The sequence below is a fragment of the Paucihalobacter ruber genome (assembly GCF_006494535.1).
Classification (GTDB): Bacteria; Bacteroidota; Bacteroidia; order Flavobacteriales; family Flavobacteriaceae; genus Paucihalobacter; species Paucihalobacter ruber.
The window spans coordinates 182,208-198,143 of sequence record NZ_VHIQ01000002.1; the positions used below are offsets into that span (position 1 = coordinate 182,208).

Here is a 15,936-nt window from a genome sequence, read left to right on the forward strand (position 1 = left end):
TAAATGGGCTTTAATTGATTACTTTTGTGCCTTAAATTTTAAGTACTTATTTTATTATGAATACGCCTGAACGCTACACTATTACTGCAGCTTTGCCATATACCAACGGTCCTATTCACATTGGGCATTTGGCGGGAGTTTACGTGCCTGCCGATATTTATGTCCGATATTTAAGACTCACAGGCAATGATGTGGCTTTTATTTGCGGTAGCGATGAGCATGGTGTACCTATTACCATCAAGGCTAAAAACGAAGGCGTATCACCCCAAGATATCGTAGATAAATATCATGCCATTATTAAAAAATCGTTTGAAGATTTTGGTATTTCCTTTGATAATTATTCCCGAACCACCGCAAAGGTTCACCACGAAACGGCTTCAGAATTTTTCAAAACTCTGTATGATAAAGGCAAATTTGTTGAAGAAACTTCTGAACAACTTTACGACGAAGCGGCCAATCAGTTTTTAGCCGATAGATTTGTCACCGGTACTTGCCCAAAATGCGGCAATCCTGAAGCTTATGGCGATCAATGCGAAAAATGCGGGAGCAGTTTAAATGCCACTGATTTAATTAATCCGAAATCGGCCATCACAGGTAATGTGCCTACTTTAAAACAAACCAAACACTGGTATTTGCCATTAGACCAATATGAAGATTTTTTAACCGAATGGATTTTGAAGGGCCATCAAAAAGATTGGAAACCTAATGTGTACGGTCAGGTTAAATCCTGGATTGACGATGGTTTAAGACCGCGCGCCGTAACCCGTGATTTAGATTGGGGCATTCCCGTACCAGTAGACGGTGCCGAGGGAAAAGTGCTTTACGTGTGGTTTGATGCGCCAATTGGCTACATCTCTTCAACTAAAGAATGGGCAGCACGCGAAGGCAAAAACTGGGAACTGTACTGGAAAGACAAAAACACCAAGCTGGTACACTTTATCGGCAAAGACAATATTGTGTTTCACTGCATTATCTTTCCTTCAATGCTAAAGGCAGAAGGCAGCTACATTTTACCGGACAACGTACCGGCCAACGAATTTTTAAATTTGGAAGGCAACAAATTATCTACCTCAAAAAACTGGGCTGTCTGGCTACCTGATTATCTGGAAGAATTTCCAAATCAGCAGGATGTATTGCGTTACGCACTTACAGCCAATGCACCAGAAACTAAGGATAACGACTTCACCTGGAAAGATTTTCAAACCAGAAACAATAGTGAATTGGTGGCTATTTTTGGGAATTTCATCAATCGTGTGGTCGTGCTAACGCACAAATATTACAACGGTATTATACCACAGGCAACCAACTTCAGCGAAATAGACAACGAAACCTTACAAGCCGTTAAAGCCTATCCGGCAGTTCTCAGCAGCGCCATAGGGCGTTATCGCTTCAGAGAAGCAAGTCAGGAATTAATCAATTTAGCCAGACTGGGTAATAAATACTTGGCCGACGAAGAACCCTGGAAGTTGATTAAAACCGATGAAGCCCGCACCCAGACTGTTATGTTTGTAGCACTTCAAATTGCAGCAGCATTGGCCGTGTTAAGTGAACCGTTTTTACCCTTTACAGCCAAAAAATTAAAACATATTTTAAATCTGAATGCGATACTTTGGAATGATGTTTCTGAAAAAGATGTTTTGATTGAAAATGGCCATCAAATCAATGAAGCTGAGTTGCTATTTTCAAAAATTGAAGACGATGCCATTCAACAACAACTAGACAAATTACTTCAAAGCAAAAAAGCTAATGAGGCTGCCGGTAAAAAGGCCGAACCTCAAAAGCCAACGATTACTTTTGATGATTTTAGCAAACTCGATATAAGAACCGGTACCATTTTAGAAGCCGAAAAAATGCCAAAGGCTAATAAATTACTGGTTTTAAAAGTTGACACGGGTATTGATATTAGAACCATTGTTTCGGGCATAGCCGAAAGCTTTTCACCCGAAGAAATAATAGGTAAACGCGTAACTGTATTGGTTAATTTAGCGCCTCGAAAACTTAGAGGTATCGATAGCGAAGGTATGATTTTAATGACCGAGGATGCCGACGGCAAACTGGTTTTTGTTAACCCGGATGATACCAATGTTCCCAACGGCCTAAGCATTAGTTAAATTTTATCGCAAAACATCCTTTTGTTATTTTTAAACGTATGTAAAGCAACAGATTGAGTTTTTTTAGATTCAATTTTTATTGTATCTTTAATACGAATTAATCACTAATAACAATGAATACAAGAAAAATTTTAAACTTCAGTTTAATTGGCTTGTTGCTTGTAATGAGTTGCAACGACAAGGCAAAACAGGAAAACCAACCTGCCGAACCTGCAATGGAAGCCGCACCAGTGCCTGACGCTGCCACCAGCAAAAATTCTTTAGATTGGAACGGCACTTATCAAGGCACATTGCCATGCGCAGATTGCGAAGGCATAGCCACAGCATTAACACTTAACAACGACCTAACCTTTAAACACCAATCTAAATATCTGGGAAAAAGCGACAGCATTTTTGTAAGTACCGGAAGTTTTAAATGGAATGACAAAGGTTCTGACATCGCTCTAACCGATACCGACGGTACCGTCAAACAATTCAAGGTTGGCGAAAATCAGCTGTTTATGTTAGATCAGGAAGGTAACCGAATTACGGGTGATTTAGCCGAAAAATACATCCTGAAAAAAGACCAGGTTGAAATTACCGAGAAATACTGGAAATTAGTAGAACTCAACGGTCAGCCTGTTACTACGGGAAAAGGTAACAGAGAAGCCTATCTAATTTTAAAATCAGAAAACAACCGTGCACACGGTAACGGCAGCTGTAATATGTTTAACGGTAACTACGAGTTAATGGAAGGTAACAGGATTAAATTTTCTAAAATGGCCTCTACATTAATGGCCTGCCAAGATATGGAAACCGAACGAAATTTCATGAATGTACTCGAAACAGCCGACAATTATAACCTCACCGAAACCACTTTGGTTTTGAACAAAGCAAGAATGGCACCTTTAGCCAGATTTGAAGTGGTTTATTTGTACTAGAAAGATTTTAAAATAAAAAAAGCGGCTTCGGAATTTCTAAGCCGCTTTTTTTATGCCGAATTTCTGCTGGCGTTGATATTCCCAAACAGAGACCTGGTGACTATTTTTTCGAAAACAGCAATCTTTTCGGTGTCGGGATTGGGATCTTTTTGTAACTCCTGAATTTTTCTTAGTGCATATTGCTGTATGGTTAGCAAGGGCAAAACAATAGATTCTCTTATTTGGATAGAGGCCTTTCCTGTGGGTTCATTCTCCATTAGCTCTTTGTAACCGGTTAATTTTAAAATAAGTCTCTTGCTTGTAAGATATTCTTGATAAATAATGTTCCAGAATTCACCAAATTCTTCATCTTCTGCCATGTATTTGGTTAAATCAAAAAAGGATTTTGAAAGCGACATCATGCTGTTTTCAATCAATGTTCTAAAAAAGCTGGAATCTTTATATAACTGCTTTACCTTTCTAAATTGTCCTTTGTCGTCATACCATTTTAAGGCGGTACCAACACCGTAAAAACCGGGAACATTTTGCTTTAATTGACTCCAACTGCCTACGAACGGAATGGCTCTTAAATCTGAAAACACGAGCTCAGATGATTTTCCACGCTTTGATGGTCTACTGCCTATATTGGTTTTGGCATAGTATTTTAAGGTACTCATGCGTTCTAGGTACGGCAAGAACTTCGGGTGATTTTTAAAATCAACATAAGACTTATAACTAATATCGGCCAGCTTATCCATGACGGCTTTATTCTCGCGGGACATCTTTAAATTAGTGTCGTTTATTCTGTTGAGAACACCCGAACTTATAAGTTGCTCCATGTTGTATTGTGAAGATTCTGTGGTTCCAAAATTGGAGCTGATGGTCTGCCCCTGTATGGTTAACTGAATTTCCTTATCCTCGATTGTTGGACCCAAAGACGCGTAAAACTGATGGGTTTTTCCACCACCACGTGCCGGCGGTCCACCGCGACCATCAAAAAATATCACATCAATTTTATACTTTCTTGAAATCTTGGTAAGGCGTTCTTTAGCCTTAAAAATAGCCCAGTTGGCCATGAGATAGCCACCATCTTTGGTGCCATCACTAAAGCCCAGCATAATGGTTTGCTTGTTGTTTCGATTGGCGAGATGAGCCTTGTAATTTGGGTTGGTATACAATTGCTCCATAACTTTATCTGAAACTTCTAAATCGTCAACAGTTTCAAATAGCGGTACAATATCTACGGTAAGTTCGTCATTAAATGCTATTATTTTTAGCATGGCGAATAGCTGCAACACATTCATCGTAGTTTGATTGTTACTAATAATGTATCGGTTACAGGCCACTTCACCATTGTTGGTTTGAATGGTTTTAATGGCTTTTATAGTTTCTACAATATTTACAACCTGCTCATCTTTAAATGTAATACCTTCAACAGTACCGGTAATTTTTGCCAGATAGTTTTGTTGATCTTTGAGACTTCGGTTTAAAAAATCTGCCGGAAATACATCGCTTCCTGAGGCAATACATTCTTCGACCAACGCTCTAAACATGCTATCGTGAACTCTGCTATCCTGACGTATGTCTAAACTCGCAAAATGAAACCCAAACAAGTGCACTTTGTTGATAAGACTTGTTATTTCGTTGTAATACAACGATTGATGCTCTTCTTTAACAATTTTCCTCAAAGCAATTAGTTCGTCTCTAAAATGTTGCAAGGTTATTTGAGGCTCGTTTTCCTTTTGTAAAAAGGTGTTGTACACTAGGTTATTAAGCTCTTTAAGTCTTAGTCTCACACCAGTGAAAGTGAGTTTTCGTCTCAGTATTTTTAAATCGGCTATGTAGTTTTTTAAAATGGCATTTTTCAGTCGCTGAGCCACTTTAAGTGTGATTTCAGGAGTTACAAACGGATTGCCGTCTCTATCGCCACCCGGCCAAAAACCAATATTTATAATGTTGTTTTCAATGTCTTGGTCGTCAAAAATATTTTGTTGAATGTAGTCGAAAATTGAGCCAAAAGAAAAATAAAACACATTTTGAAGGTACCAAATCAAATTTACCGCTTCATCATAAGGCGTTGGCTTTTGGTCCATAAAAAATGGGGTTTTACCTAATTGCGCGAGCAGATTATTTATTTCGGTTAAATTATCTGTTTTCAGTGCCTCAGAGAGATCTGTGATGATCCCCAAAACAGAACCGGGATAAAATTGGGTAGGATGCGCTGTAAGTACAATACGTACCTTAATTGCTTCTAAATAACTGCGCAATTCCTTAAACTTGTCTTGCGCTGCAGCTTTCTCTTTAATACTTCTCAAGGTACCAATACCTTCCATATTATTAACAATAGAAAATGAGGCATCTTCTATAGCATCAAACAAAACTACTTGTCTTTCAATATATTGTATAAGTCTAAAAAACAAATTAATCTGACTTTGCTCATTACGTCTGGCCTGATATTTTTTGAAAAAAGTTTCAACAATGGTAGTAGGATCGTCTCCGGCTTGAAAACCTTTAACACAAGTTTCGTGAAATAACGGTAATAAAACTCCCGTTTTTGTTACCGCATCAAAAGGCAGTGTCATAAATATGCTGTTGTAAATGCGGTATTTAGACAGTACGTTTTGATTAAATCTAACTAATTTTGGTTGTATAGACATAGGTTAAAGTTTGGTTTAAAATTACTAAAGCTGTTTCACAATAAGAAGAAAGAGCTGTAGTTTTATGAATAATTCAATGTTTAGGTAATAGGATTAAAAATTATATAATCAAAACAAACTTAAAATCAATATTTTGGCACTATTTTTGTTTTTAATTTTTTATATATGAGCAAATTAAACCAACATCGGGAATAATAGTCTTAAAAACGATACAATTTCATAGATCTATATGTTTCATCTAAAATCCTCTAAAATGATAGCAAAAAAACTAGCCTTATCATCAACAATTATTCTCGTTTTTTTAACACATCAAGCATTCTCTCAAAACACCGTTGACCAATTAATCGATAAATATGTCGATTATGTGGATGCTCCTCGTGAAGTTGCCTACGCGCACCTGAATAAGTCGGTTTATGTTGAAGGTGAAATGCTAGGGTTTCAGGCCTATGTGTTCGATAAAATTACCAAAGAACGCTCCATGATGACCTCTAACCTTTATTGTACCATTACCGATAATGATGGTAAGGTCATAAAAGAAAAACTGGTGCTGATGCAAAACGGCATTGCAAGTAATGTGTTTAATATAGACAGTACCTTTACAAAAGATGAATACACCTTTAAGGCCTTTACCAACTACATGCTGAACTTTGACGAGCAAAATCATTTTGAACAGAAATTTAAAGTGATTTACGCCGATAAAGAAGAAGAAATAAAGTTAAGCTCTAACAGCGCTAAAATTGATTTACAATTGTTACCCGAAGGCGGTCATCTAATCACAGATGTTTTTAATAATGTGGCCGTTATAGCAAAAAATGAAAAGGGTGAAGGGATTCCTAATGCTTCTGTTTCTATAGTAAACCTTAATGATGAATTGATTTCAGAATTTAAACTAAACGAATTTGGTATAGGTAAAACCATTTTTAAACCTATGATGGGTGAGAGCTATAAGTTAAAATTAGTCACCAACGAGCATATCCACCAAATAAATATTTCTGATATTAAACCAACCGGGCTTGCACTGTCATTAACCGAAGTGCAGGATAAAGTTATTTTCAAAATAAGCACTAACGAAAATGGATTAAAAACCTTCGGAAACCGCAATTTTAATCTGGCCATCCATAATGGCGGCGAAATAAATACCGTTCCTTTTAGCTTAAATAATCAACACGAAGCGGCTATTGCTTTTGAAAGCACCAACCTGTTTACGGGCGTTAATATTTTTACACTATTCGACGAAAACAACAACCCTATCTTAGAGCGATTATACTTTAATTACAACGGTGTGTTGACCGGTGATGTAACCCCGGAAAATGTTATCAAAAAATCCGATTCAATAACAGTTGTATTAAATATTAAAGACTTTAAAAAAGAAACATTTAACAACATCAGCGTGTCCGTACTCCCCGGAAAAACAAAATCTTATAATCAACATAATAATATCTTTTCATCACTTTATATTCAACCCTATATTAACGGCGCTATTGAAAACGGAGCAACCTATTTCAAAAACAGGGATCAAAAAACCAGATATAATTTAGATTTATTATTAATGTCTCAGGGTTGGAGTAGCTATAACTGGAATAACATTTTTAAGGGTGAGCCACTTCTAAACCATGCCTTTGAGCGTGGTATTGATGTGGTGGCGACTGTTAATAACAACAATAAAGGTGGCACCTACATGGTGTATCCGCTTAAAAATAATAACACCGAAATTTTTGAATTAAAGTCAAATCAAGCTAAATTCTCTCAAGAAAATCTGGTTCCTATTGAAGGCGAAAGCTTTAAAGCCAGTTTAATGAAAAACAAAGGTAAAACAGGTTCACCCGGATTGTATGTAAGGTTCCATCCGTCCAATATCCCTATGTTTACAAAACAAACACAAATTTTATCAGCCAACCTGCAAAATCAACTAAATTCAAATAATATAGACATTGCCACACAATCATGGAACAATGCCGTTGAGCTTGATGAAATAGTTTTAACAGGTAGCAGACAATTTACCCGTGCCGAAAGACTAAATAAAAAAGCTGTTAATAGTAGAGTTGATGTGGTAAGCGACAGGGACAGAATGACCAATATAAGGCTCTCTGTTTATTTAAACAGACTTGGTTGGTTTGCAGAAGAACGATCAGGAAATTTCACTATCAGCAACCCAAGAGTTAATTGGGGTCCTGATACCCCTTTAGTATTTTTAGATGATGCGCTTTTAACCGATTACACTATATTATCGAATATGAATTTAGAGGTAATAGATATCATCGAATATGACTTATATGGCAGTGGCGGCGGCATAAGAGGTAATGCGGGCTATATTAAAATTTTTACTGATCCTGCAGTCATGTTGAACTCAAAAACCTCGGCTAATTTATTAAAACAAACTTTCCCACTGACTTTCGCCAAGGATCAGAAGTTCTATACTCCGGTTTACAAATATTACAATACCACTTTCTTTGAAGAATTAGGCGTAATTGGCTGGTTTGATAAGGTGATTCCTGATGACAACGGCCGAGTGGAATTAAAATTTCCTAATACCAATACTTCTGAAATTAAACTCTTTATCGAGGGTGTTGTTAATGGTCAACAACTGATATCCTCAGCGAAAAGTATGTCGCTGAACTAAAATGCTCAAAATTGCTCACCGCAACATTTATACGCATCCTTTACCTGAAGGTCACAGATTCCCGATGTTAAAATATGAGCTATTGCCCGAACAATTGCTGTATGAAGGCACTTGCAATCAAGCTAATTTTTTTGAACCTGAAAATGCTGAGGAAGCTCATATTGCTGCTGTTCATACCACCGCATATATCAGTTCCCTTAAACAACTAACATTAGACAAAAAAGCCATTAGAAAAATCGGGTTCCCGCTTTCTAAAGAATTGGTGAACCGAGAAGAAATCATTACTGATGGCAGCATCAAAGCCAGCGATTTTGCCTTACAATTTGGCGTGGCCATGAATGTTGCCGGTGGTACACATCACGCCTATACCAATCGCGGTGAGGCCTTTTGTTTGTATAACGATCAAGCCATTGCAGCACGATATTTACAACGGCATCGACAGATTAATAAAATCTTAATTGTAGATTTAGATGTACATCAGGGTAATGGTACCGCACAGATTTTTCAAAATGACCCCTCGGTTTTTACTTTTTCTATGCATGGTGCATCAAATTACCCATTTCATAAAGAACAATCAGATTTAGATATCGCATTACCAAATGGCACTAATGACACGAAGTATTTAAGCACTTTAAAAAACACCATACCAAGGTTAATTGATGACGTGCAGCCCGATTTTATTTTTTACCTATGCGGCGTTGATATCTTAGAATCTGATAAATTAGGCAAATTAGCTTGTAGCCTCAAAGGTTGTGCCGAGCGCGACAGATATGTACTACAAACTTGTAAAGACCTAAATATTCCAGTGATGTGCTCAATGGGCGGTGGCTATTCTCCTGAAATAAAAACCATTGTTGAAGCCCATGCCAACACCTTTAGAATTGCACAAGAAATCTTTTTTTAAATCTGAAGCAATTGTATCTTTGATAAAAAATTACAACCATGTTAAATAAAACTATTGAAACCGCTTTAAACAAGCAAATTAGAATAGAGGCCGAATCGTCTCAAATTTATCTGGCAATGGCCGTTTGGGCCGAAGTTAAAGGCCTAGAAGGGGTGGCCAATTTTATGTACGCACAATCAGACGAAGAACGCGAACATATGCTTAAACTGGTTAAGTTTATCAACGAGCGTGGCGGACAAGCATTTATTTCAGAATTAAATGCACCTAATGTAACCTTTAGTTCATTTAAAGAAATGTTTGAGAAACTATTTGAACACGAACAATTTGTGTCGAATAGTATCAACGAGCTGGTGCATATCACACTTCAGGAAAAAGATTACACCACCCATAACTTTTTACAGTGGTACGTGGCCGAACAAATAGAAGAAGAAGCGGTAGCCAGAACCATCTTAGATAAAATTAATTTAATAGGCGACGATAAAGGCGGATTATACCTGTTTGACAGAGACATTAAACAACTAACAGTGATAAGCTCTGCCGGAGAGCCACCGCAAAAATAGATGTTAAACTTTATTTAGAATAATTAAAAATAGCTATATTTGTCCCATTATTTTCATAGCTATGGGCGACAAAAAGGCTAAAAAACTAAAAGAAAAACGTCTTAACAAACTAGTAGAATTAGGCACAGACCATTTGGGCAAAGTAAAGTCTAATTGTTGCAAAAAATTTAAAAAGTGCGAAACCAAGCGTTGTAAAAAATGCCCTTGCTTTGATTTAATTAAAAAGGTTGCCTAAATATTACAAACCAAAGTACTACCTTGCTTTTATATAAACAGACTAAAAAACAAAATCCCGGCCACGTCAAGTGCCGGGATTTTTAATTATACAGTTTATGGTTACTTGCTTAGTAACAGTAATTCGTTACAAATTACTTCGGTGACGTAGCGCTTTTCGCCTTCTTTGGTTTCGTAGCTTCTGGTAGTTAGCTTGCCTTCGATGGCAACTTCTTTACCTTTGTTGACATAGTTTTCTACGATGTTTACCAAACCGCCTTTCACCACCACATTGTGCCAGTCTGTGCGCTCTACCTTAGCGCCGTTCTTGTCTTTGTAGCTGTCGTCTGTGGCCAAACTAAATTTAGCCATTTTGTTGCCGTCGGCAAAGTTGATAATTTCAGGATCTTGACCTAATCTTCCAATCAACTGTACTTTGTTTCTAAGTGCGTTCATAATAATAAAAATTTAAATTAAACAGTTAATACATTCCCGCCTGCCTTAACAATTTCAAAAAATGTGGCGGGCAGGTTGTTGTTTCTACCAATTGGTTTCATTCAACGATGCAAAGATTTAACAACTGTCAAAATTTATTCGGTTACTACGCGTTTACTTGCATTTGTAATTGATTGTAACCGTTTGTAAACTTTTATGCTGTTTATTTACAATATTTTAATTGAATATACAGACATGATATTTCTTCAAGGATTTATTTCATTTTAAAACAACAATGAGCAAACACCTCTAAGAGCGACTATTAATTTTACCTTAGAAACTATAAAATGATGTCTATTTATGCACGGCATTATTGTAAATTTGATTGCTTAATAATGATGAAAATCACTTTATAAATATCAATACAATAAATATGTTCGTTAATTCACCTCGAAAAATAATACCATTCTCGTTCTATCTTTTAATAACCGGGACGGGTTTATTTGTTAGTTGCAATCAAGACCAACAAGTAAAACAAAAAGAGGAACCCATCAACCAGGTTGTTTCGACCAAGGCAGAGCTCACCACCAAAATGATCTATATTGAAAGTGCCGAGTTTACCATGGGCACTTGCGAGCAAAGCAACACCCGCGATGCGCTACCCGCGCAAAGGGTAAAAGTGGACGGTTTTTGGATAGACGAACACGAAGTAACCAATGCCGATTTTAAAAAATTTACCGATGCCACGGGTTATATTACCATGGCCGAAAGACCTGTTGACTGGGAAGAACTCAAAAAATTGCTGCCCGAAGGCACCCCAAAACCACCTGCCGAAAGCTTACAGCCTGGCTCTATGGTATTTACACCGCCTAATCACCCTGTAGCGTTAAACGATTACTCACAATGGTGGTCATGGGTGAATGGTGCTAATTGGAAACATCCCAACGGCCCGGAAAGTTCCATCGAAGCACTCGATAATCATCCGGTTGTACACATTGCACTTGAAGACGCCAAAGCCTTTGCCGAATGGGCCGGCAAAAGATTACCCACAGAAGCTGAATGGGAACTAGCCGCACGCGGTGGTTTAACCGAAAAAGAATTTGCCTGGGGTGAAGAATTAACGCCTAACGGCGAATATTTGGCCAACTTTTATCAAGGTGATTTTCCTTATAATAATACCGCAAACGATGGTTTTACCGCTACTGCGCCGGTAAAATCGTTTCCGCCAAATGGTTTTGGATTATATGATATGGTTGGGAATGTTTGGGAACTTTGCAGCGATTTTTATGGCGTCATTAATTTTGATCCAACAATTTGTAAAACACTGCCTGTTCAAAGCAATCCAAAAGGACCAAACCAAACCATAGACCCAAACGACCCACTTGCTATTAAAAATGTCATTAAAGGTGGCTCATTTATTTGTAGTGAACAGTACTGCAGCAATTACAAGCCCAGTGGCAGACAAGGTGCTTCTTTTGATACCGGAATGAATCACGTAGGATTTAGATTGGTGAGAGACTAAACTACCTTGAAATATATTTTATTTATGACCTCATAATAAAAAAGCGACCCCAGTAAATGAGCCGCTTTTTAATTACTAAAAAGAATTTTTCTTTTTACTTGATATCAAATCTATCAAGGTTCATGACTTTATCCCATGCCTTCACAAAATCTTTTACAAATTTTTCTTTAGAATCGTTTTGTTTATAAACCCTATTTAAATAACAACATCAGAACGTAAAATACTTTCTAATTATCTTAATATTTGCTAAGAGTGACATTTTTTCATTCAAAGTAAAAAACGACTTTAGTTCCACGCGATTCTTCAACATCTTGAATTTCGAAGCGATAGTGTGTTTGGTGTTTTTGATTAAAATAATCTAAACGCTCTTGAACAAACACTAGACCCAAAGAAGATTTCTTCACTAGTTTGTTTTTTTGATATTCTGCAGCTTTTCTTCTCCCAATGCCATTGTCTGTAATTATAAGACATGGTACTTTCAAAACATGAGATAGCTCTATAGTTAATCTTCTATCCATTTTAACTAACATAAGTCCGTGCCAAATAGCATTTTCAATAAAGGGCTGTAAAATCAAAGCAGGAAGCTTGATACCTCTATGCGATCTTGAATCTTTATTGATAATTTCAAAAGCAATTTGAGGCTCCAATCTAATATTTTCAATGTTTACATATAAATCTAAAATTTCAATTTCATCCTCTAAACTAATAACCTCATTTCGGGAGGATTCGAGTATTTTTCGAATGAGCTTTGAAAATTTACCCAAATAATGAGATGCCTGTACCTTATCATTAGTCACCAAAAATGCCTTAATAGAATTCAAAGCATTGAAAATAAAATGGGGATTCATTTGGTTTCTCAATGATTCCAATTTGAGTTTTGAGATCTCGTTTTCGTAGTGCAGTTGTAAAGATTTCAGCTTTTCGTCTTCTGCTTCATATAGGGCTTCACGCAACTCAATTTCTTGCTCATTCAGTTTTTGTTTTAATTCTTTTTGAGTGTTTTCACGCAAAATTTGTAAACTTCTTTGTTCTTTAATGATAGCTTGTTGGACTTCAAGTTTTTCTAAATAGACCATTTTAATTTTGTATCCTAGTCCTAATAAAAACACAAAGGATTCTAAGATGATACCTATATAAAAGTATTTAATGGGAAATTCCGCTATGCTATTTGGATTAGACCGCAAATAAGCCAACATGGCAAAACCGTAGTACAATACTATACCAACGATAATGAAATACCCTAATTTTTTTGGAATGGATAGAGCGATATAAAGACCATAAAGTAACACTGCAAAAGAAACCGGTAAAAAAATAAAGTTGAAAAAGGAGTGGTAAAGTAAATTGTTATTGGTGACGATACAATAGACCCAAAACAAGGTGCCAATTACCAATTGTATCGAAAGGTAGTTTTTAATAAAACGATGAAAACGAGGATGGTGCAATTTTAAATCTAGAAACTCACTGTAGAAAAGAAACAGCACAGAGTTGTAAACAATCTGAATATACCAATTAAAAGAAGCGAATCGAGTTGTGGTGAGATAGCTATAGGTTACCTCCGTCCAAAAAGGCGACTTGGTAATTAGATAGGTTAATAAAAAGAAATTATACAAGCCGTAATACAGAAATGTATTCTTCCGGGTTTGTGAAAAAATCAAGGTGTTTAATAAAAAGTAAATAATCAATCCTGATGTCACAAAACACCACAGTAACTTATACGATAAATAATGGTCTAACACTATATTTTGTCGAAAAAGATGGATTTCTTTTGGCGTGACACCGGAATTTTGATACCACCTTCAAGCACGAGTAAATCATCTGCTTTATGGTATTCCCTTATTTTATGAAGATTGACAACATAAGAATTATGTACCCGTAAAAATGAGTTCTGTGATAATTTTTCCTCAACTAATTTAAGATTATGGGTCAGTAGTATTTTCTTACCTGTGATCAAAAAAAGCGTGCAATAATTACCATCACTTTCACAATAAACCAATTCATCTGGATGCAAAAAAAATATTTTGCCATCAGCAGAAAACGAAATTTTTTGAGAATTTAATGGAAGTTGTCTTCCAAGTTGATCTAATGCAATTTCTAAAGTTGATTTTTGGTTATCCTGTTCTATTTGTTGAGAAACTTTGGCTATAACTTCTGTCAAATCTTCTGATTCTACCGGCTTGAGCAAATAATCAAATGCCTTTTCCTTCAAAGCTTTGATAGCATAGTGATCAAAAGCAGTAGTAATAATGACATGAAATTTGTGGTTTGGAAAATTTTTTAAAAACTGAAAACCGTCCATTTCCGGCATTTCAATATCCAAAAAAATACAATCTATAGGTTGTTTTTTTAAAAAAAGAAGTGCTTCCAAAGGGTTAGTAAAGGACCCTATAATCTTAACTTCCGGGCAGTATTGTTCTAACTCCCATTGTAAGCTTTGCAAAGCTTTAGGTTCGTCATCTATAAGTAAAGCCGTAATCATCCTGATTATTAAGTAGTATAAATATAGCAAATAATAGTTTCGCATATATAATTTTTACATCAATGGCGATTTTTTGACAACAAAAAGTAGGTTTTTAAGGATAATTGACGAATTAATGTTTTTTGACGCAAAAAAACATAATTAACTGTTTTTCGTGAAAAAGATACCTAAAAAACATTTTTAACCGCTAATCTTCAAAATCAAAAATTTCAAGTCATTGAAAAATATAATTTTAACTCACAAACTCTAAGTGATGTTTAAAACATTAATCAAAAAAACACCATCATTCAGTTACAAGAGCAAGGCCGTTTATTACTGCAACGCGCTGAACGTTTGGAACAACATTAACTATTAATCCATAAATTTTATAAACATGAAAAACAACAACAATTTCCACGACCACTTTTTAAACAAAAATAACGTGGGTAGAACATTAAACACAGTCAAATCTTTAATGATTTGTACACTGTTGCTTTTAGCAAGCAAAGCCATGGCACAGAACATTATTACGGTTGACAACAACCCGGGATCTACTGCAACCTTCACAGGTTTACAAGCTGCACTTGATGGCGCCTCCCCCGGCGATATTATTTACGTACAACCATCTGCTATTAGCTATGGCAATATCATCATAAACAAGGCTATTACTCTAACGGGGCGTTCTCATAGCGAACCATCTAAACTATCAATTATTGGTAGTGTTAGCGTAAGATCTTCTGATGTTACTTTAAAAGGTTTAAACATCTTTTCCATTTCTCATAACACCAGTGGGCCAAACCCTATTCCATTTGTTGACCTTAGTATTTTTGATTGTGCAATTCTTTCATCGGCGAGCTTTGGTATACAAGCCGGAGTAGCTGTAACAACAGCCAACAATATCATACTGAGGGGCAATGCAATATTTGGTAATATTTCCATTTTTAACGATGCTAAAAATGTTATAATTACTAACAACATCTTCGCAGGAAGTTCTCCTCTAAACATCTACAACGCACTATCAACAATTATTGGTAACAATGTTTTTAGATTTCAAAGTAGCCCAATAACGTTCAATAATTTTGATGCTGTTAATCCGGTTATACTGTCTAACAACATGTTTATTTTCACTTTTGCAACGGCAGGTAGCGCTAGTGTTAACTTAAATAGCGGCAGCTATACGTTGAATAATAATCTTTCTTATGAATTTGGTGGTGGTAATGTAAGCATTGCGGGCAATGGGAACATAACCCAAAATAACACTTTAGCCAATACCAACCCGCAATTTACCAATGTAGACAGACTTTCAACTCAAAGCTTTGCGGGTTCAAGCAGCTACAATCCAGGTTTTAGATTAGCCGATGACCTGAGTTTACAAGCGGGATCTCCAGCGCTTACTGGTGGTACCGGTGGTTCTGAAATTGGACTTTTTGCTAATGGATTTGTTTATAAACCACTGGGCGTGCCAAGGGGTATTCCAACCTTAGACGTGTTAAGTTATGATCCTTCTGTGCCTAAAAACGGCAATATCAACGTTATCATCAAAGCTAAAGCTCATTAATT

The 15,936-nt window shown here is 36.4% G+C and carries 11 protein-coding genes; 7 read left to right on the forward strand and 4 right to left on the reverse strand.

The window, feature by feature from the left end; all coding sequences use genetic code 11:
- Positions 1–56: 56 nt before the first annotated feature.
- Positions 57–2,111, forward strand: coding sequence for a methionine--tRNA ligase (metG, locus tag FJ651_RS04325; RefSeq protein ID WP_140989187.1), 2,055 nt, complete (start codon positions 57–59; stop codon positions 2,109–2,111).
- A gap of 113 nt (positions 2,112–2,224) precedes the next feature.
- Complete coding sequence (locus FJ651_RS04330; RefSeq protein WP_140989188.1) at positions 2,225–3,031, forward strand: copper resistance protein NlpE N-terminal domain-containing protein; 807 nt, start codon at positions 2,225–2,227, stop codon at positions 3,029–3,031.
- 50 nt (positions 3,032–3,081) lie between these two features.
- Here the strand turns inward: FJ651_RS04330 and FJ651_RS04335 are convergent, their stop codons facing one another.
- Positions 3,082–5,667, reverse strand: a complete 2,586-nt coding sequence (locus FJ651_RS04335; protein ID WP_140989189.1) for a phosphoenolpyruvate carboxylase — start codon at positions 5,665–5,667, stop codon at positions 3,082–3,084.
- Positions 5,668–5,920: 253 nt separating this feature from the next.
- On the opposite strand from FJ651_RS04335, the gene FJ651_RS04340 reads away from it, so the two are divergent.
- Genes FJ651_RS04340 through FJ651_RS04350 form a run of 3 tightly spaced genes read left to right on the forward strand, consistent with a single transcriptional unit; the run spans position 5,921 to position 9,751 of the window.
- The gene (locus FJ651_RS04340) at positions 5,921–8,287 is read left to right on the forward strand and encodes a hypothetical protein (RefSeq protein ID WP_140989190.1); all 2,367 of its coding nucleotides are present in this window, start codon (positions 5,921–5,923) and stop codon (positions 8,285–8,287) included.
- A 1-nt stretch (position 8,288) separates the two neighbouring features.
- Complete coding sequence (locus FJ651_RS04345) at positions 8,289–9,191, forward strand: histone deacetylase family protein (RefSeq protein WP_140989191.1); 903 nt, start codon at positions 8,289–8,291, stop codon at positions 9,189–9,191.
- Positions 9,192–9,229: 38 nt separating this feature from the next.
- Positions 9,230–9,751, forward strand: a complete 522-nt coding sequence (locus FJ651_RS04350) for a ferritin (RefSeq protein WP_140989192.1) — start codon at positions 9,230–9,232, stop codon at positions 9,749–9,751.
- 336 nt (positions 9,752–10,087) lie between these two features.
- Here the strand turns inward: FJ651_RS04350 and FJ651_RS04355 are convergent, their stop codons facing one another.
- Positions 10,088–10,420 carry a single-stranded DNA-binding protein gene (locus FJ651_RS04355; protein WP_140989193.1) on the reverse strand — a complete coding sequence of 111 codons (333 nt, stop codon included), beginning with the start codon at positions 10,418–10,420 and terminating at the stop codon, positions 10,088–10,090.
- 412 nt (positions 10,421–10,832) lie between these two features.
- On the opposite strand from FJ651_RS04355, the gene FJ651_RS04360 reads away from it, so the two are divergent.
- On the forward strand, positions 10,833–11,921 hold the full coding sequence (locus FJ651_RS04360; RefSeq protein ID WP_140989194.1) for a formylglycine-generating enzyme family protein: 1,089 nt from the start codon (positions 10,833–10,835) through the stop codon (positions 11,919–11,921).
- Positions 11,922–12,184: 263 nt separating this feature from the next.
- On the opposite strand, the gene FJ651_RS04365 is transcribed toward FJ651_RS04360, so the two are convergent.
- Positions 12,185–13,657 (reverse strand): sensor histidine kinase, encoded by a 1,473-nt coding sequence (locus tag FJ651_RS04365; protein WP_394348080.1) that lies wholly within the window; start codon positions 13,655–13,657, stop codon positions 12,185–12,187.
- Entirely contained in the window at positions 13,657–14,397 is a 741-nt protein-coding gene (locus FJ651_RS04370) for a LytR/AlgR family response regulator transcription factor (RefSeq protein ID WP_140989196.1), read from the reverse strand. Before FJ651_RS04370 ends, FJ651_RS04365 begins: the two co-directional genes overlap by 1 nt.
- Positions 14,398–14,770: 373 nt before the next feature.
- Here FJ651_RS04370 and FJ651_RS04375 point away from each other — a divergent pair, with 373 nt between their 5' ends.
- Positions 14,771–15,934, forward strand: coding sequence for a right-handed parallel beta-helix repeat-containing protein (locus tag FJ651_RS04375; protein WP_140989197.1), 1,164 nt, complete (start codon positions 14,771–14,773; stop codon positions 15,932–15,934).
- The last annotated feature ends 2 nt before the right edge of the window (positions 15,935–15,936 follow it).

Excerpts from the sequence above, each read along its gene's own strand:
- metG (WP_140989187.1), top strand. The coding sequence starts at position 57 with ATGAATACGCCTGAACGCTACACTATTACTGCAGCTTTGCCATATACC.
- FJ651_RS04330 (WP_140989188.1), top strand. The coding sequence starts at position 2,225 with ATGAATACAAGAAAAATTTTAAACTTCAGTTTAATTGGCTTGTTGCTT.
- FJ651_RS04335 (WP_140989189.1), bottom strand. The coding sequence starts at position 5,667 with ATGTCTATACAACCAAAATTAGTTAGATTTAATCAAAACGTACTGTCT.
- FJ651_RS04340 (WP_140989190.1), top strand. The coding sequence starts at position 5,921 with ATGATAGCAAAAAAACTAGCCTTATCATCAACAATTATTCTCGTTTTT.
- FJ651_RS04345 (WP_140989191.1), top strand. The coding sequence starts at position 8,289 with ATGCTCAAAATTGCTCACCGCAACATTTATACGCATCCTTTACCTGAA.
- FJ651_RS04350 (WP_140989192.1), top strand. The coding sequence starts at position 9,230 with ATGTTAAATAAAACTATTGAAACCGCTTTAAACAAGCAAATTAGAATA.
- FJ651_RS04355 (WP_140989193.1), bottom strand. The coding sequence starts at position 10,420 with ATGAACGCACTTAGAAACAAAGTACAGTTGATTGGAAGATTAGGTCAA.
- FJ651_RS04360 (WP_140989194.1), top strand. The coding sequence starts at position 10,833 with ATGTTCGTTAATTCACCTCGAAAAATAATACCATTCTCGTTCTATCTT.
- FJ651_RS04370 (WP_140989196.1), bottom strand. The coding sequence starts at position 14,397 with ATGATTACGGCTTTACTTATAGATGACGAACCTAAAGCTTTGCAAAGC.
- FJ651_RS04375 (WP_140989197.1), top strand. The coding sequence starts at position 14,771 with ATGAAAAACAACAACAATTTCCACGACCACTTTTTAAACAAAAATAAC.